Annotated in this window: 26 protein-coding genes; 16 read left to right on the top strand and 10 right to left on the bottom strand. The window is 40.0% G+C overall.

What is annotated here, in order from left to right; genetic code table 11:
* Positions 1-7: 7 nt before the first annotated feature.
* The 8 genes from secY to rplQ are packed head-to-tail and all read left to right on the top strand — an operon-like array spanning position 8 to position 4,712.
* The gene (secY, locus tag ACX3PZ_RS03960) at positions 8-1,390 is read left to right on the top strand and encodes a preprotein translocase subunit SecY (RefSeq protein WP_459083255.1); all 1,383 of its coding nucleotides are present in this window, start codon (positions 8-10) and stop codon (positions 1,388-1,390) included.
* Between the two features lie 4 nt (positions 1,391-1,394).
* Positions 1,395-1,610, top strand: a complete 216-nt coding sequence (infA, locus tag ACX3PZ_RS03965; protein WP_459083256.1) for a translation initiation factor IF-1 — start codon at positions 1,395-1,397, stop codon at positions 1,608-1,610.
* Positions 1,611-1,621: 11 nt separating this feature from the next.
* The gene (gene rpmJ, locus ACX3PZ_RS03970; RefSeq protein ID WP_007839480.1) at positions 1,622-1,738 is read left to right on the top strand and encodes a 50S ribosomal protein L36; all 117 of its coding nucleotides are present in this window, start codon (positions 1,622-1,624) and stop codon (positions 1,736-1,738) included.
* A 9-nt stretch (positions 1,739-1,747) separates the two neighbouring features.
* Positions 1,748-2,125 carry a 30S ribosomal protein S13 gene (gene rpsM / locus ACX3PZ_RS03975; protein ID WP_459083257.1) on the top strand — a complete coding sequence of 126 codons (378 nt, stop codon included), beginning with the start codon at positions 1,748-1,750 and terminating at the stop codon, positions 2,123-2,125.
* A gap of 11 nt (positions 2,126-2,136) precedes the next feature.
* The gene (rpsK, locus tag ACX3PZ_RS03980) at positions 2,137-2,526 is read left to right on the top strand and encodes a 30S ribosomal protein S11 (RefSeq protein ID WP_459083258.1); all 390 of its coding nucleotides are present in this window, start codon (positions 2,137-2,139) and stop codon (positions 2,524-2,526) included.
* Positions 2,527-2,542: 16 nt separating this feature from the next.
* The gene (gene rpsD, locus ACX3PZ_RS03985) at positions 2,543-3,151 is read left to right on the top strand and encodes a 30S ribosomal protein S4 (RefSeq protein ID WP_459083259.1); all 609 of its coding nucleotides are present in this window, start codon (positions 2,543-2,545) and stop codon (positions 3,149-3,151) included.
* Positions 3,152-3,182: 31 nt separating this feature from the next.
* On the top strand, positions 3,183-4,178 hold the full coding sequence (locus tag ACX3PZ_RS03990) for a DNA-directed RNA polymerase subunit alpha (RefSeq protein ID WP_459083260.1): 996 nt from the start codon (positions 3,183-3,185) through the stop codon (positions 4,176-4,178).
* Positions 4,179-4,184: 6 nt separating this feature from the next.
* Complete coding sequence (rplQ, locus tag ACX3PZ_RS03995) at positions 4,185-4,712, top strand: 50S ribosomal protein L17 (RefSeq protein ID WP_459083261.1); 528 nt, start codon at positions 4,185-4,187, stop codon at positions 4,710-4,712.
* Positions 4,713-4,773: 61 nt separating this feature from the next.
* On the opposite strand, the gene ACX3PZ_RS04000 is transcribed toward rplQ, so the two are convergent.
* On the bottom strand, positions 4,774-5,175 hold the full coding sequence (locus tag ACX3PZ_RS04000; protein WP_459083262.1) for a hypothetical protein: 402 nt from the start codon (positions 5,173-5,175) through the stop codon (positions 4,774-4,776).
* Between the two features lie 151 nt (positions 5,176-5,326).
* On the opposite strand from ACX3PZ_RS04000, the gene eno reads away from it, so the two are divergent.
* The 3 genes from eno to ACX3PZ_RS04015 all read left to right on the top strand — a co-directional run bounded on the left by eno (position 5,327) and on the right by ACX3PZ_RS04015 (position 9,156).
* Positions 5,327-6,619: a phosphopyruvate hydratase gene (gene eno / locus ACX3PZ_RS04005; RefSeq protein WP_459083263.1), complete on the top strand. Its 1,293-nt coding sequence runs from the start codon at positions 5,327-5,329 to the stop codon at positions 6,617-6,619.
* 213 nt (positions 6,620-6,832) lie between these two features.
* The gene (locus ACX3PZ_RS04010) at positions 6,833-8,119 is read left to right on the top strand and encodes a citrate synthase (RefSeq protein WP_459083264.1); all 1,287 of its coding nucleotides are present in this window, start codon (positions 6,833-6,835) and stop codon (positions 8,117-8,119) included.
* A 119-nt stretch (positions 8,120-8,238) separates the two neighbouring features.
* Positions 8,239-9,156, top strand: coding sequence for a dimethylarginine dimethylaminohydrolase family protein (locus ACX3PZ_RS04015; RefSeq protein WP_459083265.1), 918 nt, complete (start codon positions 8,239-8,241; stop codon positions 9,154-9,156).
* Here the strand turns inward: ACX3PZ_RS04015 and ACX3PZ_RS04020 are convergent.
* Together ACX3PZ_RS04020 and ACX3PZ_RS04025 are read right to left on the bottom strand one after the other, a co-directional pair.
* Positions 9,153-9,821 (bottom strand): copper homeostasis protein CutC, encoded by a 669-nt coding sequence (locus tag ACX3PZ_RS04020; RefSeq protein WP_459083266.1) that lies wholly within the window; start codon positions 9,819-9,821, stop codon positions 9,153-9,155. The genes ACX3PZ_RS04015 and ACX3PZ_RS04020 overlap by 4 nt on opposite strands.
* A gap of 6 nt (positions 9,822-9,827) precedes the next feature.
* Positions 9,828-10,814, bottom strand: coding sequence for an isoaspartyl peptidase/L-asparaginase family protein (locus tag ACX3PZ_RS04025; RefSeq protein WP_459083267.1), 987 nt, complete (start codon positions 10,812-10,814; stop codon positions 9,828-9,830).
* A 100-nt stretch (positions 10,815-10,914) separates the two neighbouring features.
* Between ACX3PZ_RS04025 and ctlX the strand changes: the two genes are divergently transcribed.
* Complete coding sequence (ctlX, locus tag ACX3PZ_RS04030) at positions 10,915-11,838, top strand: citrulline utilization hydrolase CtlX (protein WP_459083268.1); 924 nt, start codon at positions 10,915-10,917, stop codon at positions 11,836-11,838.
* 217 nt (positions 11,839-12,055) lie between these two features.
* Here the strand turns inward: ctlX and ACX3PZ_RS04035 are convergent, their stop codons facing one another.
* The 5 genes from ACX3PZ_RS04035 to ACX3PZ_RS04055 form a co-directional block, all read right to left on the bottom strand.
* Positions 12,056-14,242 carry an outer membrane beta-barrel family protein gene (locus tag ACX3PZ_RS04035; protein WP_459083269.1) on the bottom strand — a complete coding sequence of 729 codons (2,187 nt, stop codon included), beginning with the start codon at positions 14,240-14,242 and terminating at the stop codon, positions 12,056-12,058.
* Between the two features lie 248 nt (positions 14,243-14,490).
* Positions 14,491-14,838 (bottom strand): DUF3817 domain-containing protein, encoded by a 348-nt coding sequence (locus tag ACX3PZ_RS04040; protein ID WP_459083270.1) that lies wholly within the window; start codon positions 14,836-14,838, stop codon positions 14,491-14,493.
* Positions 14,839-14,849: 11 nt separating this feature from the next.
* The gene (nadD, locus tag ACX3PZ_RS04045) at positions 14,850-15,443 is read right to left on the bottom strand and encodes a nicotinate (nicotinamide) nucleotide adenylyltransferase (RefSeq protein ID WP_459111981.1); all 594 of its coding nucleotides are present in this window, start codon (positions 15,441-15,443) and stop codon (positions 14,850-14,852) included.
* Positions 15,433-17,148 (bottom strand): single-stranded-DNA-specific exonuclease RecJ, encoded by a 1,716-nt coding sequence (recJ, locus tag ACX3PZ_RS04050; protein WP_459083272.1) that lies wholly within the window; start codon positions 17,146-17,148, stop codon positions 15,433-15,435. The genes nadD and recJ overlap by 11 nt, the downstream gene beginning before the upstream one ends.
* A gap of 135 nt (positions 17,149-17,283) precedes the next feature.
* On the bottom strand, positions 17,284-18,909 hold the full coding sequence (locus tag ACX3PZ_RS04055) for an ABC-F family ATP-binding cassette domain-containing protein (protein ID WP_459083273.1): 1,626 nt from the start codon (positions 18,907-18,909) through the stop codon (positions 17,284-17,286).
* A gap of 193 nt (positions 18,910-19,102) precedes the next feature.
* Here ACX3PZ_RS04055 and smpB point away from each other — a divergent pair, with 193 nt between their 5' ends.
* The 3 genes from smpB to ACX3PZ_RS04070 all read left to right on the top strand — a co-directional run bounded on the left by smpB (position 19,103) and on the right by ACX3PZ_RS04070 (position 21,852).
* Complete coding sequence (smpB, locus tag ACX3PZ_RS04060) at positions 19,103-19,561, top strand: SsrA-binding protein SmpB (protein WP_459083274.1); 459 nt, start codon at positions 19,103-19,105, stop codon at positions 19,559-19,561.
* 78 nt (positions 19,562-19,639) lie between these two features.
* On the top strand, positions 19,640-21,016 hold the full coding sequence (locus ACX3PZ_RS04065) for an OmpA family protein (RefSeq protein ID WP_459111982.1): 1,377 nt from the start codon (positions 19,640-19,642) through the stop codon (positions 21,014-21,016).
* A 95-nt stretch (positions 21,017-21,111) separates the two neighbouring features.
* Entirely contained in the window at positions 21,112-21,852 is a 741-nt protein-coding gene (locus ACX3PZ_RS04070) for a YebC/PmpR family DNA-binding transcriptional regulator (RefSeq protein WP_459083276.1), read from the top strand.
* A 39-nt stretch (positions 21,853-21,891) separates the two neighbouring features.
* On the opposite strand, the gene ACX3PZ_RS04075 is transcribed toward ACX3PZ_RS04070, so the two are convergent.
* Positions 21,892-22,188: a GNAT family N-acetyltransferase gene (locus ACX3PZ_RS04075; protein WP_459083277.1), complete on the bottom strand. Its 297-nt coding sequence runs from the start codon at positions 22,186-22,188 to the stop codon at positions 21,892-21,894.
* Positions 22,189-22,343: 155 nt separating this feature from the next.
* On the opposite strand from ACX3PZ_RS04075, the gene ACX3PZ_RS04080 reads away from it, so the two are divergent.
* Positions 22,344-22,781 carry an OsmC family protein gene (locus ACX3PZ_RS04080; RefSeq protein ID WP_459083278.1) on the top strand — a complete coding sequence of 146 codons (438 nt, stop codon included), beginning with the start codon at positions 22,344-22,346 and terminating at the stop codon, positions 22,779-22,781.
* On the opposite strand, the gene ACX3PZ_RS04085 is transcribed toward ACX3PZ_RS04080, so the two are convergent.
* A complete protein-coding gene (locus tag ACX3PZ_RS04085; protein ID WP_459111983.1) occupies positions 22,778-25,384 on the bottom strand; it encodes an MGH1-like glycoside hydrolase domain-containing protein in 2,607 nt (868 codons plus the stop codon). The two genes, ACX3PZ_RS04080 and ACX3PZ_RS04085, sit on opposite strands and share 4 nt — an antisense overlap.
* Positions 25,385-25,447: the final 63 nt, after the last annotated feature.

Consider the following 25,447-nt stretch of genomic DNA (forward strand, 5'->3'; position numbering starts at 1 on the left):
TTACGTAATGAAAGAATTTATACAGACACTGACAAACATTTGGAACCTCAAGGAACTTAGGGAAAAAATTATTTTTACCTTAGGGTTAATTCTTGTGTATAGATTCGCATCTTATATTTCTCTCCCGGCCATTAACATGGCCGAGGTAGGGAATTTATTGGAATTATATAAAGATCAAGGTGGTAGTCAATCAGGAGCAGGTCTTCTAGGGCTACTTTCTTCGTTTACTGGAGGGGCGTTCAGTCGGGCCTCTATTATGGCTCTTGGGATCATGCCTTATATTTCTGCTTCGATTATCGTGCAGTTAATGGGGATGGCCATTCCTTACCTTCAGAAACTTCAGAAAGACGGACAGAGTGGTAGAAATACCCTTAATCAAATTACGCGTTGGTTAACCATCGCTGTTTGTTTGGTTCAAGCCCCGTCTTACCTTACCTCAATTACGCAGATGTTCCTTCCGTACTCTCAATTCCAAAGCGCATACTACGTAGAGCCCAATTCAATTATGTTTTGGCTTCCTAGTATTGTAATTTTGGTTGCTGGATCCGTTTTCGCGATGTGGCTTGGAGAAAAAATTACGGACAAGGGAATCGGTAACGGTATCTCAATTCTAATTATGGTAGGTATCCTAGCGGATCTTCCTTCCTCTTTCTTGCAAGAAATTGCAACGCAAACTGGAAAAGGAGGATTTGGAACTATTATGATTCTGATTGAAGTATTGTTCTGGATGCTGGTCGTATTGCTAGGAGTTATTCTTTCGGTTGCCGTAAGAAAGATTCCAATTCAATATGTATCACGTGCGCAAGCTCGAGGAGGAGTGAACCGTAATTTAATGCAAGGTGCAAGACAGTGGATCCCTTTGAAAGTGAACGCTTCCGGAGTGATGCCAATTATCTTTGCCCAAGCACTAATGTTCGTTCCTGGTTTATTAACCAATATGGATGAGACTAATACATTTTTGGCTGGTTTCAAAAATGTTTTTAGCTGGCAGTACAATGTGCTGTTTGCAATCTTAATTATTGTATTCACATTCTTCTATACCGCAATTACAATTCCTGTGAATCAGATGGCTGAGGATCTAAAAAGGAATGGGGGACTTATCCCTAAAGTAAGACCGGGGAAGGAATCGGCTGATTATCTGGATGATATATTGTCCAAAATTACTTTGCCGGGTTCAATATTTTTAGCTATCTTTGCAATCCTTCCGGCACTTGTGTACGGAACTCTGGTTCAGACAGATAGATTCGCCTTATTCTTTGGGGGAACTTCTCTGTTGATTATGGTGGGCGTTATATTGGATACCATTCAACAAATCAATACGTACTTGTTGAATCATCATTATGACGGATTAATGCAATCGAAACTCTCCAGAACCACAAATTTTGAATAGATAGATGGCTAAGCAAAAACATATTGAACAGGATGGCGTGATCGTGGAAGCACTTTCTAACGCCATGTTTCGCGTGGAGCTTGAAAATGGGCATATTTTAATTGCACATATTTCTGGCAAAATGAGAATGCACTATATTAAACTCTTACCTGGTGACCGGGTAAGACTCGAAATGTCCCCTTATGATTTAACGAAGGGGCGCATCACTTTTAGATATTAAAAATAATTACAATGAAAGTAAGAGCATCGATTAAAAAAAGAAGTGCTGATTGCAAAATTGTGCGTCGTAAAGGAGTACTTTTTGTAATCAACAAAAAAAACCCAAAATTTAAACAAAGACAAGGCTAACATTAAATTATGGCGAGAATTTCCGGTATTGATTTACCAAAAAACAAAAGAGGCGTTATCGGTTTAACTTATATTTATGGAGTAGGTAGAAGCACAGCTTCTGCTATCCTTAAAAATGCCGGTATCAGCGAAGACAAAAAAGTCAACGAATGGAATGACGATGAATTGGCGGCTATCAGAAACTACATCACAGACAACGTAAAAGTTGAAGGTGAGTTACGTTCAGAGGTTCAATTGAACATCAAACGTCTGATGGACATAGGATGCCAACGAGGAATACGTCACAGACTCGGATTACCTTTAAGAGGCCAAAGAACGAAAAACAATTCTAGAACCCGTAAAGGAAGAAGAAAAACAGTTGCTAACAAGAAAAAAGCAAGTAAATAATCGTTAGAATTATGGCAAAACAAAGTAAAGTAGTTAAGAAAAGGAAAGTAAAAGTTGAGGCTATTGGAGAAGCACATATTCAAGCGTCTTTCAACAATATTATCATTTCTTTAACCAATAAAAGTGGGGAAGTAATCTCTTGGGCATCTGCCGGTAAAATGGGATTCAGAGGATCTAAAAAGAACACTCCTTTTGCAGCTCAAATGGCTGCTGAAAACTGCGCTACTGTAGCTCACGATGCGGGACTACGTAGAGTAAAGGTGTTTGTGAAAGGACCCGGACAAGGGAGAGAATCCGCTATCCGTACCATTCACAATTCAGGTATTGAAGTTAGTGAAATCGTAGATGTGACTCCAATGCCACACAACGGATGTAGACCACCTAAAAGAAGAAGAGTTTAATTTTTAGATTTAACCTATGGCTAGATATATTGGACCAAAAACAAAGATTGCGAGAAAGTTTGGTGCTGCAATCTTCGGAGACGACAAGAACTTCGAGAGAAGAAAAAACCAACCCCCAGGACAACACGGACCGAACAAAAGAAGAGGTGCGAAGAAGTCTGAATATGCAAATCAGCTTGCAGAAAAGCAAAAAGCTAAATATACTTATGGTATTTTAGAAAAACAATTTGCAAACTTATTTGAAAAAGCCTCCAGAGCCAGTGGCGTAACTGGGGAGATCCTACTTCAACTATGTGAATCAAGACTTGATAACGTAGTATACAGAGCAGGATATGCAAAATCAAGAGCAGGTGCAAGACAATTGGTTTCTCACAGACATATTACTGTGAATGGTGAGTTAGTGAACATCCCGTCTTATTCCCTTAAGCCTGGTGATGTAATTGCAGTAAGAGAGAAATCAAAATCTCTAGAAGTAATTGCAGATTCACTTGCTTCCAAGTCCACATACGAGTGGTTACAATTCAACGATGAAAAGAAGGAATGTAACTTCGTAGCTGTTCCCGAAAGAATTCAGATTCCTGAAGACATTAGAGAACAGTTTATCGTGGAACTATACAACAAATAATAATTAAATCAATTTTTGCTCAACCAACAATATGGCAATTTTACAATTCATAAAACCCGATAAGGTAATTCTATTAAACTCTGATGATTTTAGAGGTCAGTTTGAATTCAGACCTTTGGAACCTGGTTTCGGTCTTACCATCGGTAATGCTTTGAGAAGAGTATTACTTTCTTCTCTAGAAGGATATGCTATTTCATCTATCAAAATTGAAGGTGTAGAGCACGAGTTTTCAACTATTCCTGGAGTAATCGAGGATGTAACAGAGATTGTTCTTAATTTGAAACAATTGCGTTTGAAAGCGAAATCTGAAAATGAGGCCTCTGAGCAGGTTGTAGCTAAAATTACTGGTCAAACTCAAGTGACGGCTGGCGATTTAGGTAAATCAATGAACGGTTTTGAAGTGTTGAATAAAGATCTTGTGATCTGTAATTTAACCAAAGACGTAAGTTTTGAAATTACTTTCAATGTAGAGAAAGGAAGAGGATATGTTCCATCGGAGCAAAACAAGTCCAACAATGCTCCCCTAGGGACCATTGCGATTGATTCTATCTTTACGCCGATCAAGAAAGTACAGTATTCTATTGAAAACTACCGTGTAGAGCAAAAAACAGACTACGAAAAATTAGTTATTGACATCGAAACTGACGGTTCGATCACTCCACAGAATGCTTTAACAGAAGCTTCTAAGATTTTGATCTACCACTTCATGCTATTCTCTGACGAAAGGATTACCCTGGAAACAGAAGCAGTGAAAGCTTCGATTCAGTACGACGAAGAAACTCTTCATACAAGACAACTTCTAAAAACGAAATTATCTGATTTAGATCTATCGGTAAGAGCGCTTAACTGTCTTAAGGCAGCGGAAGTTGAAAGTTTAGGAGAACTAGTTTCTTACAGTAAGTCTGATTTAATGAAATTTAGAAATTTCGGTAAGAAATCTTTAACTGAATTAGAAGAATTAGTACATTCAAAAGGTCTTAACTTCGGTTTTGACGTCGCAAAGTATAAACTAGATGCTGATAAATAATTAACAATGAGACACGGTAAAAAATTTAATCACTTAGGAAGAACAGCGCCACACAGAAAGGCAATGCTTTCTAATATGGCTTGTTCTCTTATTGAGCATAAAAGAATCAACACGACTGTGGCTAAAGCGAAAGCTTTAAGAGTTTATGTTGAACCCCTTTTAACAAAAGCAAAAGAAGATACAACTCACAACAGAAGAACAGTGTTCTCTTACTTACAAAGCAAAGAAGCGATTACGGAACTTTTTAGAACCATCGCTCCTAAAATTGCAGGTAGAGAAGGAGGGTATACCCGAATCATCAAAACAGGTTTTAGACTTGGGGATGCTGCGGATATGGCTATGATCGAACTGGTTGACTTCAACGAGCTTTATAATCCAAACGAAGAGGAGAAGAAAACAACTAGAAGAAGCCGCAAGACTTCCACGAAAAAAGCAGAAGCAGTAGCTACTCTTCCAACGAAAGAGGAAGAGAAAGCTCCAGAAGCTGTGGAAGAGCCAAAAGCTGATTCCAACGAAGAAAAATCAGAAAACTAATCGTTTTTTGATTTCAAATAAATTAGTCCGCTTAAGCAATTAAGCGGACTGTTTGTTTTTACTAGTCCTGACCTCTTGCTTTTTTGAGTTCAATCACGTTATCGCCTTGGTCAAGTACGATACTATCCCCAAAGGCACGGATTTCAATGTCGTGATCCTTGTAGATCGCCTCATTGTCTTTTGAGTCTACTTGAGGAACCGTCAGGGTCAATTGATTGCTTTTAAGCGTAATGGTGTTGCCTCCATTCTCAGTTGCAAAGGTTACGTTTGTGTTCGATCCGTCAAATGCTACATAACGAAAGGTGCCAGGTTCCATAGTGTAGCTTAAATTAACACTATCTACTGCCGTCGTACTTATCGTATCTTGCGAGTCTGCCACGACTATGCCTTTGTTTCCTTCCGTTTTTGAACAACTAAATAGTAAGACTGCTGGAAGGGCTAGGAGTAAAAGTTTTGATTTCATCTTCTTATGATTTTTATAGTTACCGAAAGTTACAATATTTTCAGTAAACCAAAGGGTGCAGAAAAGACCTGCTAAAATTTACATAAATGCTTTATTTTGATTATTTTTGTAGGATAAGTTTTTAGCTTACTAACATTTAATTATTTACACAATGAGTTACATTTCGTACATCGAAGCAAGACAAATTTTAGATTCTAGAGGAAATCCAACTGTAGAAGTGGATGTCTTTACAGAGAATGGTTCTATGGGACGCGCTGCCGTTCCTTCAGGAGCTTCTACTGGAGAACACGAAGCCGTAGAACTGAGAGACGGAGGTAGTGATTATTTGGGGAAAGGAGTGCTCAAGGCGGTAGAGAATGTTCGCGATGAAATTGCACCTGAACTCATTGGAATTCCTGTACACGAACAAAATTTGATTGATCAGATTATGATTGATCTTGACGGAACACCTAACAAAGGTAGACTTGGTGCGAATGCCATCCTAGGGGTTTCCCTTGCGGCTGCTAGAGCGGCTGCAAAAGATTTAAGAATGCCACTTTACAAATACGTAGGCGGTGTGAATGCAAATACGCTTCCGGTTCCGATGATGAATGTCATTAACGGAGGATCTCATTCGGATGCACCGATTGCTTTTCAAGAATTTATGATCATGCCTGTGAAGGCTGATTCTTTCTCCCATGCACTTCGCAAAGGGACAGAGATTTTTCATCAATTAAAATCCATATTAAAATCTCGTGGTCTTTCGACAGCCGTAGGAGACGAAGGTGGTTTTGCTCCAACATTTAAAGGGACTGAAGATGCATTAGATACTCTTACGCAAGCGATTGAGAAAGCGGGATATAAGCCAGGTGACGATATTATGTTCGCCCTAGACTGCGCAGCGTCTGAATTTTACAAAGAGGGTACTTACGATTACCGCAAGTTTGAAGGGGACAAAGGAGCTCACCGTTCCCGTGAAGAACAGGTAGATTACTTAGCTGAGCTCGCTGCGAAATACCCTATTATTTCTATCGAAGACGGAATGCAAGAAGACGACTGGGAAGGTTGGAAGATGCTAACTGATAAAATTGGAGGCAAAGTACAGCTCGTCGGAGATGATTTATTCGTAACCAATGTAGAGCGCCTTTCAAGAGGAATTAAGGACGGTATCGCAAATTCTATTTTAGTAAAAGTGAATCAGATCGGAACTCTTTCCGAAACGATGGCAGCGGTACAAATGGCACAACATAACCGTTATACCTCCGTAATGTCTCACCGTTCGGGAGAAACAGAAGATTCAACCATTGCGGATCTTGCGGTGGCGATGAACTGCGGTCAAATTAAAACAGGGTCTGCTTCTAGATCCGATCGTATGGCGAAATACAACCAACTTCTTCGTATCGAAGAAGCGCTTGGAGATACGGCCGTATTCCCTGGATTGGAAGCCTTTAAAATCAATCGTTAAACGAAATTAAACTATGCAAAACATCGGATATTCCGGTGTTTTTTTATGAATCAAATTGACAAGTAATCAGGCAGATAAAGGGAGCAGAGCTTTTCAAATTTTTCAATGTACTTTTTTGAATTAAAATCATAGAAAAATATTATAGAGATCCCAAGGCTAACGCTTGATTTGTAAGTCTTTTTTCCGTAATTTTAACAAAAAATATAGAACAATATGTCAGACAACAAAGTAATATTAAGTTACGATGGAAATTCTTACGAGTACCCAATTGTAGACAGTACAATTGGAGACCGAGGAATTGATATATCAAAATTGAGAGCCCAAACGGGACTGATTACCTTGGATTTAGGGTACAAAAATACTGGTGCGACCGTAAGTGAAATCACCTATTTAGACGGAGATAAAGGAGAACTTTATTACCGTGGATATCCAATCGAACAAATTGCGGAGAAATCCAACTTTACAGAAGTAATGTATTTACTTTTGAATGGAGAACTTCCTACGCAAGGACAATTTGCAAATTTCGAACAAGGAATTAAAAAATACAACTACGTGGCAGAAGAGATGAAAAAAATCATCGATGCGTTTCCACGTTCTGCGCACCCAATGGGAGTGCTATCTTCTTTAACTTCGGCTTTAACTGCATTCAATCCTAAATCAGTCGATGTGCGTAGCAAAGAAGGTTTAGACCATGCTGCGGAAATGCTAATTGCAAAATTTGCTCATCTATGCGCATGGACCTTTAGAAAAACACAAGGGTTCCCTCTAAATCACGCGGACAACAATTTAAATTATGTGGAGAACTTCTACCGCATGACCTTCCGCATGCCAAACCGAGATTTCGAAGTAGATCCCGTAATTGTAAATGCACTAGATAAACTTCTAATTCTTCATGCAGACCACGAACAAAACTGTTCTACGTCAACCGTAAGAATGGTAGGCTCTGCACATACAGGTCTTTTTGCCTCTATTTCTGCTGGGGTTTCTGCACTTTGGGGACCACTACACGGGGGAGCAAATCAGGCAGTAATTGAAATGCTAGAGAGAATTGAAAAAGACGGAGGTGACGTTGCGAAATACGTAGCCAAGGCGAAAGACAAGGACGATGACTTCCGATTGATGGGCTTTGGACACCGTGTGTACAAGAATTTCGATCCAAGAGCGAAAATCATCAAGAAAGCAGCAGACGATATTTTGAACTCTCTAGGAATAGACGATAAGGCACTAGACATTGCAATGCAATTAGAAAGAGTAGCTTTAGAGGATGAATATTTCATCGAAAGAAAACTATATCCAAACGTCGACTTCTATTCCGGTATTATTTACCGTGCCCTAGGAATTCCAACGGAAATGTTTACAGTTATGTTTGCATTGGGTAGACTACCAGGATGGATTTCTCAGTGGAAAGAAATGAGACTAATGGAAGATCCTATTGGACGTCCAAGACAAGTATACAAGGGAGCGCCGGCAAGAAATTATGTCGACATGGCAAATCGCTAAGCTTTCAAGAACTTATATTCAATTCCGTTTCTCTTCCCTTGAGAAGCGGAATTTTCATTAAGACTAGATTGGTTCTTTTGTATCCATTTCTTTGATTATATTTGTAACAATCTCAACTTATGAAATTAAATATCACAAACGAAACGGCTCGATTAAAATCTGTAGTACTCGGTCAACCCGCTTCTCTAGGTGGAATCCCAATTTTAGAGGAAAGCTACGATGCGAAATCCTACCATTCGATTCAGAATGGAATTTATCCGACTGAGTCTGATGTCATTCATGAAATGACAGAATTTGAAAAAGTTCTGCTTAAGTATGAAATTGAGGTTCTGCGCCCTGAAATCATAGAGGATTACAATCAAGTCTTCGCGAGAGACGTAGCTTTCGTGATTGATGACAAGATGATCATTTCCAATGTGATTCAAGACCGTGCAGATGAACAAGATGCCTACCGTAAGATTTTTGAAAAAGTAAAATGGAGAGATATTATCAATCTACCAGAAAGTGCGCACATTGAGGGTGGGGACGTCATCGTCTGGAATGATTTTCTGTTTGTGGGAACTTGCTTTTCGGAGGATTATAGAAATTTCAAGACGGCTCGTACAAATGAATATGCAATCAATATTTTGAAGGAGTACTTTCCTAAGAAACGAATTATAGATCTTGAATTAAAGAAAAACGATACGGTTCCGTTTGAAGGAATTCTTCATTTAGACTGTACTTTTAATCCGATTGGAAAGGATAAATGCATTATTTACCAGAATGGATTTGTAGATCAGAGTGACTATAGGCTTCTAATTGATATTTTTGGCGAGGAAAATTGTTTCCATGTAAGCGATCAAGAAATGTTTGAAATGTGCCCGAACGTTTTTTCTATTTCTCCAGAGATCGTTGTGTCCGATTCTAGTTTTACAAGAATGAACACCTTTCTAAGAGAGCAGTGGGGTATAACGGTAGAGGAAGTTCCTTATCGTGAAATTTCAAAAATGGGAGGGCTTCTAAGATGCTCTACCATGCCGCTTGTTAGATCCAACTAAAGATATTTTTTTAGTTTTTTAATCTCGTCGTCATTCACATAGGTTTCGTAGGTGGGAATTGCTGAGGAGTGAAAGGATTTGGCACCTGTATGGAGTTTTAATAGCTCTACGTTATCCGACCTTACTTCACCCCCCACGAGTATTTCAATGTTCTCCTCATACGATTCCACAAGCTGTTTAAGGCGATCTCTTCCTTCCATAGCACTTGAGGTTCCGCCAGACGTTAGTACTGTGGAAAAGCCAAGCTCTATGAGCTGCGTAAAGGCCTGGTCAAGATCAGGAGTTCGGTCTACGGCGCGATGGAAAGTACAGGGCAGGTGCCCCGCCAGTTCAATCAGTTCTTTGTTCTTTTCCCTATCGATGTGGTTCCCTTCGTTTAATATTCCAAAAACAAACCCATCGGCTCCAGAAGCTTTGAATTGCAAAAGATCCTTTTTCATTTGCTCAAATTCAATTAGGTTGTAAAGAAACGAACCTTCTTTGGGTCTCAACATGACGCGAATAGGTTTCGTTGAGATGCTCTTTAAGTATCGAAACTCGTCAATATTGGGGGTAAGTCCTCCTACATTCCTTTCTGCACAAAACTCAATTCGATCTGCAAGCGAGTTTAAGGCAATCTGTGCAGAGGTAATCTCAAAGCACGCTATTTCTAAAGTATAATTCATAGGGTCTTAAATTAAGTGGAGAGCCGATTTCAATTGGTTCTCTTGTGGGGTGTGACAGGCATAAGTAAATCCTTTTTGGAGGCTGTATGCACCGGTTTCTCCCTGTTTATTTAGAGCGATAAAGCCGATTTGAGTATCCTTTAGAGATCTCTTTTGATTGATAAAATTTTGGTAGATACGTTCGACTGCTTTTTTGCATGCCGTTTGCGGATTATGACCTTGGCGCATGAGCTCCACGACTAAAAAAGAACCCACAGTGCGAATCACTTCTTCTCCATGGCCTGTAGCGCTAGCCGCTCCAATACTGTTGTCAACAAACAGTCCAGCTCCAATGATAGGAGAGTCTCCCACTCGACCGTGCATTTTGTAGGCCATCCCAGAGGTCGTACACCCTCCAGATAGGTTTCCTTCTTTGTCAAGTGCGAGCATTCCTATGGTGTCGTGGTTTTCAATGTTGACTTTTGGTTCATAGGTTGAAGATTTTAGCCACTGCTCCCATTCCTTTTTGCTTGTCTTGGTAAGTAGGTCTGTTTTTTGAAATCCTTGCTCCAGGGCAAATTGCAAGGCCCCTTCCCCCACAAGCATGACATGGGGTGTTTTTTCCATCACGGCTCTTGCGACTGAAATTGGATTTTTGATGTGCTCGAGGGCAGCCACGCTGCCTATCCCCGCGTTTTCATCCATGATACAGGCATCGAGTGTAACTCTTCCATCGCGATCGGGTCTACCCCCATATCCTACACTTCGCTCATTCGGATCATCTTCGACTAGCCGCACTCCTTTTTCGATGGCATCGAGCGCGCGCCCTCCCGATTGAAGCACTTTCCATGCCTGTTCATTTGCTTTTATTCCGAAATCCCAGGTGGAAATAACCACGGGACCTATGGGCGCTACGGGTTTAGAAACCTTTGGTTGGGCTCCTAATTTAGGGGTAAGGAGTCCGCCTAAAGCGCCAAGAGTAGTCAATTTTAAAAAAGTTCGACGGTCGTGCATGTGTGGGAAGTTTACCTTACTAAAGTAGTCAAATTAATCGGACTGGAAAAGATTTGGCATTCGGCTAATTATGGTTATTTTTGTTATCTAAATTCAAAGAATGCAAACAACCAGTACACTTCTAATGATAGAACCCGTTTCGTTCGGGTACAATGCCCAAACGGCGGAGAATAATTATTTTCAAGTGAACTCCGAAGGAGATTCAACCCAAGCGCAAGCTTTGCAAGAATTTAACCAATTTGTTGAAAAATTAAGAGCTGCAGGCGTCGAAGTTATTGTCGTAAAAGATACTTTGGAGCCCCATACGCCGGATTCTATTTTCCCGAACAATTGGGTGAGTTTCCATAAAGACGGTACTGTATATCTCTATCCTATGTTTGCTCCAAATCGTAGAGACGAGAGACGAATCGATGTTTTAGAAAAAGTAAGAGCGGAGGGATTCGAGGTTTCGGAAATTATCGATCTTTCCTCTTCCGAGTTGGAAGGAAGATATCTAGAAGGAACGGGAAGTATGATCTTTGACCATGTGAATAAGATTGCATATGGTTCGGTGTCACTTCGTTTGGAAGAAGAACTATTCAATGAGTTTTGCTTAAGAATCGGATACCGTCCGATTGCTTTCCATAGTTTTCAGAGCGCCGGAAACGAGCGCTTACCTATCTACCATACGAACGTCATGATGTGTGTTGCCGATAAGTTTGTAGTGATTTGCCTGGATAGCATCGACGATGAAATGGAAAGAGAAAAAGTGCAAGAAACCATAAAAGCTTCGGGCAAAGAAGTGGTGGAAATCTCTGAGGAGCAAATGCACCAGTTTGCGGGTAATATGCTGCAGGTTGAAAATAAAGAAGGAAAAAAATACCTAGTAATGAGTGAATCGGCCTATAAATCCCTTTCAAATGAGCAGGTTGAACTTCTTGAGTCTTACAACGAGATATTGTATTCAAATCTGTCTACCATCGAGGAAAATGGAGGTGGAAGTGCACGTTGCATGCTAGCGGAGGTTTTTCTTCCAAAAGCGTAAAAGAAAAAATCTTAAGTAGAAATCAATAAGAAATCCAAATCAAAACGAGTTGCGTTTTCCGGAATGGGAGACGCAATTTTTATTTTCTTCGCTGGGGGTACAACGTCTTATTCTCTTTCTTACATTTTGTTCCGCACTATAGAATCGAAAAGCCAGAGTAGGGTTAAACTCTGGCTTTTCTCCAAAAATATTGAAATGAAATGAATTCTAATTGGATTTATTGCGTTCTCGATTTAGCATCTGTGTTTGCATCTTTGATTTCTCTAACCTTTTTCACTTTTTTATTTCCAAAATTGTAAGTGATTGAGAGCTCGATCGATTGATTGAAGTTGTTGTTGGTTACATTGTTGTAGTTTCCATTGCTTTGAAGATCTTTCACTTTGACCACATTGGTCTTTAATAGGTCAAAGACCTGCAGGTTAAAAGTCCAATCATTCCAGATCTTTTTAACATTCATATCGAGGGAAGATATGGGCTCTAAAGTTCCTATGTTTAAGATCTGAGAACCGATATGGAAAAAGTTAACTCCTAAGAACCAATCTTTTTTGCTGGAAAGTCTAAGGGTATTGTTCGTTTGAAAATAAATTGAATTGGTTGCTGTGTCAATGGTAAAAGGATCAAATTTATCTCCTGTAATAGGGTCTGTATCTAGGAAGGCATCCACTTTTGCATGTTGTAAACCTATGGAAGTATTGGTGGTCCAGATCCCTTTAAAGTAACTTTTTTGCATTCCCAAGGATACGGTGCTTTGCGTTTTATCTCCGTAGTTGGTTCTAATGTATCTCAATTCTTCGCCGCTTTGCAAAGGGACTTGAGAATAATCATCTTTGGTTAGGTTGTGGCCAATAATTAAGAAGTAGGAGTTTTTGTACATGTAGGTCAGTTCATGGTTGTAAACTTCCGCAGCTTTCACAAAAGGATTGTTTTGTATGTAGTTTGTTGGCGTAAGGTAGAGGCGGACCGGATTCAGTTCCCAGAAACTTGGCCTTTTTATGCGGCTAGAAAAGGAATAGGAAAGATTGTGGTTTGCATTAATACCATAGCTAGCACTTGCATACGGTAGTATATTCGTATACTTGCGATCGATTGTCAGATCGGTCCCTAGAACTTCTCCTTTTGCATTTGTGTCTTCTAAACGAGTACCTATTTTTGCGGATAGGCGATCCGAAAATTGTTTTTCTAGAGTAAGGTAAAGTCCGCTTATGGTTTCATCGTAAACGAAATGATTTGATTGATTAGGATCCATAACATAATCCCCTGTGCTTAAATCTAGATTCTCTAAGTAAGTATCATTGTCTGTTTTGGTTCGGCCATAATTTGCACCTATGGAAGCTGTGAAATCATTTTTGAACTTTTGAATGTAATCCGCTGTGGCTGCGTAATTATCAATTTTTTGAGGGGTCCTTTGTTTGAACTCCTGTTGTAAATCTAAAGTTTCTTCAAGGGAATTTGAACGGTAGGTTGTGTTGTGTGTAAACTGTTTTTTTTCGAAATGAAGATAGGCGGCGTTCAGATTTAACTTGCTTCCCAAATCGTCCGTACGAAGTTCATAGTTTAAATTCGCGGAGTTGTTTGATGATTTTTCATTTGCATCTATATGGGTTAGGCTGTATTTCGATTCTCCATTTCTTGTTATTTTATTGAAAAGATCCGATTGTGCACCCTTGCCATCATTATGATAAGAATTTAGACTAAGGGCTATGTTTTGTCGGTCCGCTAGTTCATAATCTAAATTCACATAGCCCCCAAAAGATTGATTTGGAAACTTGACATATCCTTTCGTTGAATTGTCAAGCTCGGGCGTTCCATTCTCTAAATGTAGATCTTCGATATGAGTCCTGTTTCGAGTGCTTAACGAGGTGGATATACCCAGCCTATTTTTTCTTATATTGAGGGATACAGCGCCACTTTGCTGGTTTGTTTTTGATTGGGTATTGCTTAATCTCAAATTCCCGCTAATCCCATCGTCTAGTTTTTTCTTAAGAATTATATTGATAATTCCATCGGAGGATTCTACATTGTATTCGCTACCAGGGACCGTAATGACCTCAATTTTACTAATGTTTTCGGCCGGTGTGTTTTTTAATAACTCAGTAATTGCCTCAGCGCTCATGTTCGTCTTGCGACCATTCATGTAGATAAGGGCATTGCTCTTACCTAGAATCTTTAGCGTTGTATCGTCTGTGCTAGAAACAAGGGGAGTCTCTTTTAAAAGTCCAAAAGCAGTATTCCCTTTTGCAACTGGAGAGGCGGATACATCGTAGACAAAACGATCCGATTTTTTTTCGAAAACTTTTTTCGTTAACGTGATTTCCTGAATGTCGGACACTTTCGAGGAGTCGGTCGTTTGCCCGTAAGAATATGCGGCGCAGACAAGTAGGATGGGTAGGACTAATTTTCTCATGATGTTTTTTTTTGAATGGCATTCATTGGAAATTTGATTTCAAAGAATCACCCAGGTAGTTTTATTTTTTCAGAAGTTTCTTATGCAAAGATATATTAATATTCTAGTATTATGCAATACAAAGTAGTAAAATAATTATTTTACACATTAATATGCTGATAGTCAGAATAATAAATTTACATAGAAATGCCTTCCTGTTCTAATAAGACAGGTAAAGAGAGAAAACGTTACATCAAAATTGAAAAATACTACTCTTCGCGATCAAATTTTGCCAGTTTCTTGTCGATCCATATCGTTGCGAACGGAAAGAAAGCAGCTAAGATGGCAAAAATGAAATCCTCATCGTCCCAAGAATAGATTGTCCTGGCAGGTATTGTAAGCAGCAAATAGAGGGTAAAGAAGAGTCCGTGGATATTTCCCACGACGATAATGAAAATGAGTGCAAAATCTGCTTCCGGAAAATAGCGCTTAAGGGGCATCGCCACTAAGTATAAAAAGAAGCATGTCCAAGCCTCAATAATACAAGCTTTTTTGAACCAGCGAATTACTTTTTCTTCGCCGTATTTTGCTATAAATTTGTCGACAGTGGGTTGCATGAATAGAAAATTTAAGATTTGTAAAATGAGCTTCCTTCTAAATAGTCGTAGACTTCTGCAGGGAGCATCGGACGGACGTTTTTTCCTTCTTTGATCATTCTTCTAATCTCAGTGGCAGAGATTTCAATGATTGGGGCCTCAATTAAGGAGATCATAGGGCTTAACTCGGAAGGGGACTGGGTCTGTTGGTCGCTATTAAGGCGTGGATACACAATGATTTGATGGTTATTAATTATCTGCGATGCATTTTTCCACTTAGAAAGCCCTTTCAGATTGTCCTCGCCCATGATAAGACTAAAACTGTAAGTAGGATGCTTCTCGTGAAGGTATCCAAGAGTGTCTACTGTATAACTAGGTTTTGGAAGTGAAAATTCAACATTAGAAGCTCGCATTTTAGGATACGACGCGATGGCTTGTTGTACCATATCCAAACGGTGGTGATCGGCTAAAAGTGATTTTTTGTCTTTGAATGGACTGTGGGGGCTTACGACAAACCAAAGTTCGTCCAAATCTGAAAACTCTAATATATAGTTTGCAAGAATCAAATGACCAATGTGAATGGGGTTAAAAGACCCAAAGAAAAGTCCTACTTTTTTAGCTTTCATTGAACTTAACGTCTTTAATGTTTAAGTAATAGGTGACATTGCCTTTCCAATGATTTTCTTCTGCGGTAAACGCAATATCAAAGGACTTAGTGTTGAATTCAGTAAAATACTTTCCCAATTTAAATCCGACACATTCAATGTTTCGGTTGTTCTGTGGATTGTGAAGATAAAACTTAATGTGATTGCCTTCTTTTCCCATTTGCTTTGCCACTCCTCTGATTTTGCGGTTTGTGAGCGTAAGTACAGGTTTTTGATTGTGAGGACCAAAGGGACCTAGCTTTCTATGAAAATTAAAGAAGTCCTTGCCCAAATCTTCGACTTCTACCTTTCCATCAATTACGATAGAGGGCTCTTTTTGATAATCTTCAATGGTCTCTGTTACCGTTTTTTCAAACTTTATTTTGAATTCTTCTAATTTGTCTTTTTCCATGGAAAGTCCTGCTGCAGCAGGGTGGCCTCCAAATTTGGTGAAAAGTTCAGAGCAATTCTCGAGCGCCCTATGGACATCGAAATCAGACACGGAACGTGCAGACGCTACAAGCTCTCCATTGTTTCCGTCGGTAAAGACCACCGTTGGTTTGTAGTGGCTTTCGGTGAGCCGCGAGGCCACAATCCCGATGACTCCTTTGTTCCAGTCAGGACCATAAACGACAGTTGTGGTTAAGGAATCCTGATGTGTATCTAAAACTTGCTGCAACGCATCGGTCGTCGAACTTAAATCAAGTTCTCGACGAGAGTCATTTAAATCCACAATGTTCTTAGCGATTTTGTTGGCATGCTTTAAATTGTCAGACACCATCAGTTCAACCGCTGCTTTTCCATGGGAGATTCTTCCCGCTGCATTTATCTTAGGGGCAATCTCAAAAACTATGTTTGAGATTTCATAAGTAGCTAGCTTTTCCTCGGGGATCAATAAACGTAGGCCAATGTTTCTTGTTTTTCTTAGGGTCTTCAGTCCCATCTTTGCAAGAACTCTGTTTTCTCCTGTCATTGAAACGATATCCGCCGCAATGGAAATGGCGAGGAGGTCTGTCAGTTCGTGAAGTTCTGTTTCAGGAATTTTATAAATGGTATTGAGTCCTTGACAGAGCTTAAATCCAACCCCGCAACCGGAAAGTTCTTTGAAAGGGTAACGGCAGTCTTTTCGTTTTGGATCTAAAACTGCGGCTGCCTTCGGAATTTCAGGTCCAGGCAAATGATGGTCACAAATGATAAAGTCAATCCCATAGGACTTGGCGTATTCGACTTGATTAATTGCTTTGATCCCGCAGTCTAAGGCGATAATAAGCGAGTAGCCCTGGTCTCTTGCGAACTCGATACCTTCGTCCGAGATTCCGTATCCTTCTGAATTACGGTCGGGGATGTAATAGTCTAAATATTTTTTTTCAACCAGTTTGCTTAAGTAGAGATACATTAAAGCTACCGCGGTCGTGCCGTCCACATCGTAATCTCCGTAAACCATAATTTTTTCTCCCATTTCGATGGCCGTGGCGATGCGCTCAACGGCTTTCTGCATGTCTGCCATCAAAAAAGGATTATGGATATCGGTAAGATTGGGTTTGAAAAACTCTCGGGCTTTTTGATAATTGTCTATTCCTCGTAGTACGAGGATTTTAGATTCCAGAGTCCCGAAACCTAGCGAGGTACTTAGTGCGTCGACTACATCCTCATTGGGCTCTGTTCTGTAAATCCATTTTTGTTTCATAGGTCTACAAAAATACACAAATATTTTTGTTTTACCGTGGTGAATCAAGGGGATATATCCCTGGTTGTTTGACTTGCAAGGATGAAAAAACCGCACTTTTGTGAGCACGGTTTAAGGGTATGAGTTAGATCGAATCTAAGAATACATTTGTTCTCTAAGTTCTTTCATTTTTTTGTCTGACAAGTACTCATCGTAAGTCATGTCGCGGTCAATGACTCCTTTTGGAGTGAGCTCAATGATTCGGTTACAGACCGTTTCCAACATTTCGTGGTCATGAGAAGAAAGTAAGATTGTGCCTTTAAAGTTAACAAGAGAGTTGTTTAAAGTGGTAATACTTTCTAGGTCCAAGTGGTTGGTAGGCTCGTCCATTAAAAGTACGTTTGCTCTTTGAAGCATCATGCGGCTAAACATACAACGCATTTTTTCACCTCCAGAAAGTACCGTACTGGATTTAAGGGCTTCGTCTCCTGAGAAAAGCATTTTCCCAAGGAACCCACGCATGTATTCTTCGTGTCTTTCCTCATCGTTCTTGGTAAATTGTCTTAGCCAATCTACTAGGGATGAGTCTTTGTCCTGGAAAAATTCGTTGTTATCAAGAGGAATGTAGGATTGGTTTGTGGTAACTCCCCACTGATAATCTCCTTTGTCCGCTGTTTGATTTCCAGCAATGATTTCAAAAAATTCAGTGATTGCCAAGGAGTTCCTTGATAAGATCGCCACTTTGTCGCCTTTTTTTAACTTGAAATCAATGTTTGAGAACAAAAGTTCAGAATCTTTAGTCTTAGAAAGTCCTTGAACTTCTAGAATTTGGTCTCCTGCTTCACGTTCCGTTTCAAAAATAATAGCAGGGTAGCGTCTAGAAGAAGGTTTGATGTCGTCAATATTTAATTTGTCGATCATCTTCTTTCTTGCGGTCGCTTGCTTTGCTTTCGCTACGTTTGAGCTGAATCGCGCAATAAAGTCTTGAAGCTCCTTCTTTTTTTCCTCTGCCTTTTTGTTCGCTTGCTGTCTTTGTCTTGTGGCAAGTTGAGAGGCTTGGTACCAGAAGGAATAGTTTCCTGTATAGAGATTAAGTTTTGCATAATCTAAGTCACCGATGTGTGTACAAACGGCGTCTAAGAAGTGACGGTCGTGAGATACAACAATTACTGTGTTTTCATAATCAGCCAAGAAATCTTCTAACCAAGCAATGGTATCAATGTCAAGGTCGTTGGTTGGTTCGTCTAAGATTAGAACGTCAGGATTTCCAAAAAGAGCTTGTGCCAAGAGAACCTTTACTTTATCCTTGTTTTCAAGTTCGCTCATCATTTGGTAATGCATGTCGTCTTTCACCCCTACGTTGGAGAGCATGGTTTGTGCATCTGATTCTGCGTTCCAACCGCCCATTTCTTCGTAAGTGACACCGAGTTCACCCGCTTTAATTCCGTCTTCATCTGAAAAATCAGGCTTTGCATAAAGCGCATCCATCGCTTCTTTAATTGCAAATAGCTTTTCATTTCCACGAAGGACGGTTTCCAAAACTGTGAAATTATCGTAAGCAAAGTGATCCTGCTCCAATACAGACATTCTTTTGCCGGGTTCAAGTGAAACGGTTCCGGTGGTGGGTACTTGTTTTCCAGTGAGGATTTTAAGGAAAGTGGACTTTCCTGCCCCGTTGGCTCCAATAATCCCGTAGCAATTGCCTTTGGTAAACATAATGTTTACTTCGTCAAAAAGCACTCTCTTACCGAACTGAAGAGATAAATTAGATACTGTTAACATAGAGTTTTGTAGATTTGCCGCAAAATTACGAAAACTAATTGGCTTTACCACGTATGTCATTTTATTAAAGAACATTAGAAAAAATATATACGGTATATTTAAAAAGGGTTAAATTTGCCTTTAGTTCTAAAAAACAAAGCTAAAATTATATAAATTCGAGAAACTTACCAGTTCGTACCTTTACGCCATCCAAATGAAGATAGAAAAAACGGTTACCATTTTAAACAAACGGGCTCGATTCGAATTCGAATTAATTGAGCAAATCGAAGCAGGGATCGTGCTTACGGGGACAGAAATCAAATCATTACGTTCTTCAAAAGCTTCGATCACGGAGAGTTTTTGTCAGATGATTGAAGGGGAGTTATATGTAATCAATATGTCTATAGATGAGTATAAACTCGGTACTTTTTACAATCACAAAACGAAAAGGGAACGGAAATTGCTCTTGCACAAAAGGGAATTGCAGAAATTTGAGAAAAAACTCAAAGACGTAGGAACTACGATCGTGCCTTTGAAATTGTATATAAATGAAAAAGGAATTGCCAAATTACTGATTTCCTTAGCGAAGGGAAAAAAACTGTTTGACAAAAGAGAAGCTATAAAAGATAGAGAAAATAAAAGAAATATGGAGAGAATCCTAAAGGATAGGTGAAAAAATCTCTGTAAATCTTTGTTTATAAAGAAAAATTATATTTATTTTGCATTATCAATTATTTAATCATTTAATTCTATGAAAAATCTAAAATTAGGAATTTCAGCATTGGCACTAACCGTTGCCTCTACTGTATTTGCGCAGACAGCGAACAACCCGTGGTTAATCGGGGTGGGAGCTCACGCGGAGAATCACGTAGCAGCTGGTGGAAATGTTGGTGACGTTTTTAAACAAGCGTTCTCAGGTGAAGAGTTATATAGTATTAACAACTTTACTATCACACCACCACTTTCTAAATTAACTGTTGCAAGACACCTTACAGGTCCGTTAGTGTTAGACTGGCAAACTACTGTAGGTAACGTAGACAACAAAAAAATCGGTATGGATAAAGAATTCATGCTAATGACTGGTCTAGGTCTACAATTAAAAGCAAACTCTCTTTGGAACGAAGAATCTTGGTTCGACCCGTACTTAAGAGTTGGTGCTAACTACCTAAGACATGACTATTCAGGTACAGGTGTAGTGGACGGAGACGGTAAAGCAGTTGGTGCTAACCATTTCGCACTTGCAACTGGTATCGGATCTAACTTCTGGTTAACTGACAACTTCGGTTTAGGTATCCAAGGAGATTACGTTTCTACTCCAGGAGACAAATCTTCTGTTGCGAACTTTTTCCAAGCAGGTGCGTCTCTATTATTTAGATTCGGACAATCAGACAGAGATAAAGACGGAATCCTAGACAAAGACGATCTATGTCCAGACGAAGCAGGTTTACCTGAATTCCAAGGATGTCCAGATACTGACGGTGATGGAGTTCCAGACAAAGATGACCAATGTCCAGATGTTGTAGGTCCAGCAGATAACAACGGATGTCCTTGGCCAGATACTGACGGAGACGGAGTATTAGACAAAGACGATCAATGTAAAGATGTTGCAGGTCCAGCTGAAAACAACGGATGTCCTTGGCCAGATACTGACGGAGACGGAGTATTAGACAAAGACGATGCTTGTAAAACTGTTCCAGGTCTTGCTGAGTACAACGGATGTCCTAAACCACAAGAAGATCTTGCACAAGATGCAACGGTTGCACTTACCGATATCTTATTCGATTTCGATAAATCAACTGTAAGAGCTGAATCTCAACCTAAATTAGATGCAGCTGCTGAAATCATCAAATCTTCTAACGGTGGAACATTCCTAGTTGCTGGTCATACAGACAAAAAAGGTTCTGCTGCTTACAACTTGAAGTTATCTCAAAGAAGAGCTGCTGCAGTTGTAAAAGGATTAGAAGCGAGAGGAGTTGTAGATTCTCAACTTAAATCAAAAGGTTTAGGTGAATCAGAAGCTACAGTTGACGAAAACGCATCTAACGAAGAAAGACTTAAAGACAGAAAAGTTGTCGTAAGCGCGGTTGATGCTGCTGCTTGGGATGCTATCAAAAAGAGAGATTACTAGTCGTAATTGAATCTTAATAAAAAGAAACACTCGCTCTAAGCGGGTGTTTTTTTTATGCTCATTTTTCAGTATTTTTGTATCGTAAAAATTAAGTTATGGGACGCGCATTCGAATATAGAAAAGCATCAAAGATGGCCCGTTGGGATAAGATGGCCAAAACTTTTTCAAGAATTGGAAAAGACATTGCACTTGCAGTGAAATCAGGAGGACCGGATCCGGATACGAACCCCACGTTAAGGCGTTGCATTCAAAATGCGAAGGGTGCAAATATGCCGAAAGACAATGTAGAACGTGCCATTAAAAAAGCGAGCGGAGCTGAAGCAGAACACTATGAAGAGGTCACTTACGAAGGGTACGGACAAGGAGGTGTTGCTTTTTTTGTGGAATGTACCACAAACAACCCTACTCGTACAGTAGCTAATGTCAGAGCCATTTTTAATAAATTTGATGGGAACCTTGGGAAAAACGGAGAGCTTGCCTTCATTTTTGACCGTCATGGAATCTTCACTCTAGATAAATCTCTAGTCACTATGGATTGGGATGATTTTGAAATGGAAATGATTGATGGAGGTGCAGACGAGATAGATAGTGATGCGGAAGAAGTAATGGTGACCACAGCGTTTGAAGATTTTGGGACTCTTTCACATAAGCTTGAATCCATGAGCATAGAAGCAAAGAGTGCGGAGCTTCAAAGAATCCCGAATTCGACCAAAGCGGTTACCGAAGAGCAATTCAAAGCCAACATGAAAATGCTTGAAAGGTTTGAGGACGATGACGATGTGCAAAACGTCTACCACAATATGGAAATCACGGAGGAGCTTCTTAATTCCTTGTAAAAACTAATGCGCTACCTTTTAAAAAGTAGCGCATTTTTCTTAATCGTTCGTTTTTAATAAAATATCTTGCACTTCCGGCATTCTCATCATAACCGAACGTGCATAGGAACAGTGTGGATATATATTCCATTGGTTTTCTCGCGCAAATTCAATTGCATTGCTCACAAGGTATTTCCCCATTCCTTTTCCTTCATGTTGAGGGTGAACCAAAACGAAAGAGATAATCATTTTTTTGTCGTCTGGGAATAGCGTATAGGTGAGTCGGCCAATTTCTTCCTGCTCTTTTTTCAGAAGGATCACACCTCCGTTTCCGCTTCTTTGATTTTCGTAAGTCATATTTGAAGTTTTTTAATTTACTCATAGGATCTGTTCAAATAAAACAGATTGTCCTACGTATGCAGCGAAAGAAGTGCCAATCTTTTCTTTCTTATCAAGAGGGGTCTTTTAAGAATTTGGTATCTTTACATTTGGAAAAATAAATACCCTATTTTATGCAAATTCATTTAGAACGAATCGACGAAAACTTTCTTTTTCAATGCACAAATGCATCTGGCAATTCAATTTTGCTTGACAATACCTCAAGAGAGGGTGCCAAAGGGGTTTCTCCTATGGAGACCGTACTTATGGCCGTGGCAAGTTGCAGTGGGATTGATATTGTTGCCATCTTACAAAAACAAAAGCAGGAGGTAACGTCTTTTAAAGCAGAGGTTACTGGGGATCGCGAACAAGTAGGAAGTGCAAAGCCCTTTAAAGCGATTTTGGTCAAGTTCTTTCTTGAAGGCGGTGTAGATCCTCAAAAAGCGTACAAAGCGGCTCAATTGTCCTTTGACAAATACTGTTCTGTCTCCAAGACGTTAGAGCCCAATGTAACCGTAAACTATGAAGTTCATGTGAATGGAGCCAAGGTGGAAGAAAGTGCGGTCAATTAACCTAACCGAGGTTGAATTAGTTTGGCAAGGGTAGCAGTCCAACCGCATTGATGGGAGGCACCTACCCCTCGACCATTGTCTCCGTGGAAATATTCATAGAACATGATGTAATCCTTGAAATGGGGATCGTGGTTGAATAAATCATTGTTTGCATTAAACGCTCTTTTGCCCATTTCATCTCGCGTAAAAATTGATTTTAATCTTTCGATTAGATCTGACGAAATAAAATCGAGGTTTCGCATTTCTCCGCTCCCTGTTGGGTATTCTACTTGGAGACTTTCGTCGTAGTAATAGTGGAATCTTTGAAGACTTTCCACAATGAGGAAGTTGATGGGGAACCAGATGGGTCCTCGCCAATTGCTATTGCCCCCAAACATGCTGCTATCGCTTTCTGCCGGTAAGTATTGGACTTTGAAGTGTTGTTTTTCAAAGGTGAATTCAAAAGGGTTTTCTTCATATACTTTGGAAAGAGAACGAACGCCGTAGGGACTTAAGAATTCTTTTTCATCGAGCATTCGGTTGAGGATTCGAGAAAGTCTTGTTTTCCTCAAGATGCTCATTAAATGTTTTCTGCCTTTTCCTTCGACTTCCCAATGCGATACCAAATTGGCTAACTCGGGCTTGTTTTTAAGCACCCATTCCATCCGTGTTTTGAAGTTCGGTAAACGCTCAAGCGTTTCATGTTCGATCACTTCCACGGCAAACATCGGAATGAGCCCTACGATACTTCTGAGCTTAAGGTTGACAGAATCTCCATACTGGTCTTGAAGGACATCGTAAAAGAACCCATCCTTTTCATCCCACAATCCGTCTTTATCGCCAATGGTCTCCATCGCTTCCGCGATGTAGAGGTAGTGCTCAAAAAATTTAATGGCCATGTCTTCGTAGACGGGGTTGTGAAGAGCTAGTTCCATTGAAATGCGCATCATGTTTAGAGCAAACATGGCCATCCAACTTGTCCCGTCTGCTTGTTCCAGGTATTGACCGTTTTGAAATTGCATGTTTCGGTCGAAGGCACCAATGTTGTCTAGACCTAAGAAACCTCCACCAAAAATATTGTTGTCGTTCGGGTCCTTCCGGTTTACCCACCATGTAAAGTTTAATAGAAGCTTTTGGAAGACCGCTTCTAAAAATGGTAGGTCGGGAGTTCCGTTTATCTTTTCATCAATTTTGAAGATTCGAAACGTGGACCAGGCATGCACGGGGGGATTGACATCACTAAAGTCCCATTCGTAAGCAGGAAGTTGCCCATTGGGGTGCATATACCACTCTTTGGTTAGGAGTCGCATTTGGTTTTTCGCAAATTCACTGTCAATAAGGGCAAAAGGTACACAGTGAAAAGCTAAATCCCAAGTTGCAAACCAAGGGTATTCCCATTTGTCTGGCATTGAGATGATGTCTTTGTTGTGCATATGTGACCACTCCTGGTTCCGTTGGTAGGTGCTTGGATCTCGAGGTTGTCCATTTTTCGGGTCTCCTTTAAGCCATTTGTTCACGTTGTAATGGTAGAACTGTTTGTTCCAAAGTAGTCCAGCGAAGGCTTGACGTTGAATGTTTCGTTCGTCAGCGTCTGGAATGACCTCTTGTAATTCCCCGTAAAATTCATCCGCCTCCTTTTTTCTAGCCTCAAAGACCGTGTCAAAGTCAAAAAAGGCATCTTGCATATCTTGGGGCGAGAGTCTAAACTCAAAGGTTTTGCTTTCTCCAGGACTTAGGATTGTATTCACTAAAAATGCAGCTTTCGTTCCCGTTTTGTTTGGATTGACGGTGTCTAACCCGTGCACCACATGATCGTTAATCCCGTCTTTGTAAAACCCGTCCTGCTGAGAAGAGCCGGATAATTTGGGTTTGTTCGTCTGGTTTTCACAAAATAGAGTGGTGGCTGTTTTGTCCTTGCTGTATAGATATTTATAGGGGAGAGATTCATGCTCAATTTCAATAACGCCTTCCTTACGATGCTTTAAATTGGGTTTGTAAGTGCCGTATCCCCAGTCCCAATTGTTTCGATACCATAAAGTCGGAAGCAGGGTCAGGGGGGCGGGCTCGTTACTGCGGTTTACGGCTGTAAGTCGTATAAGGATGTCATCGTGGTAGATTTTCGCATACTCAATAAAAAGATCTACGTATTTGTTGTCCTTGAATATTCCTGTATCGACGAGTTCAAATTCAGGATCCTTTTTGCTTCGTATGGCATTCTCATGAACGAGTTGTTCGTAGGGAAATGCATCAATTGGATACTTGTACACCATTTTCATGTATGAATGAGTGGGCGTGCCGTCCAGGTAATAAAAGATTTCTTTAATGTCCTCCCCATGATTCCCTTGATGGTTGTTTAAACCATAGAATCTTTCTTTTAGGATTTCATCTTTTTGATTCCAAAAGCTAAAAGCGAAACAAAGTAGCTGCTTTTCATCGCTAAGTCCTGCGATTCCGTCTTCACTCCAACGGTAAGTTCGGCTTATGGCTTCGTGGTATGAAGTATATCCCCATGCATTTCCATGATTGCTATAATCCTCTCTTACCGTACCCCATTGCCTGTTGCTTACATAAGGTCCAAATCTTCTCCATAATGGGTCTTTTAACCGCTTCTTTTCAATTGCCATAGTTCAGTATCAAAGTGCAAAATTAAGGGTTTTAGATTAATTTACGGAGTCCTCGCACGAAAT

It is taken from the genome of Chryseobacterium sp. A321, from assembly GCF_054489265.1.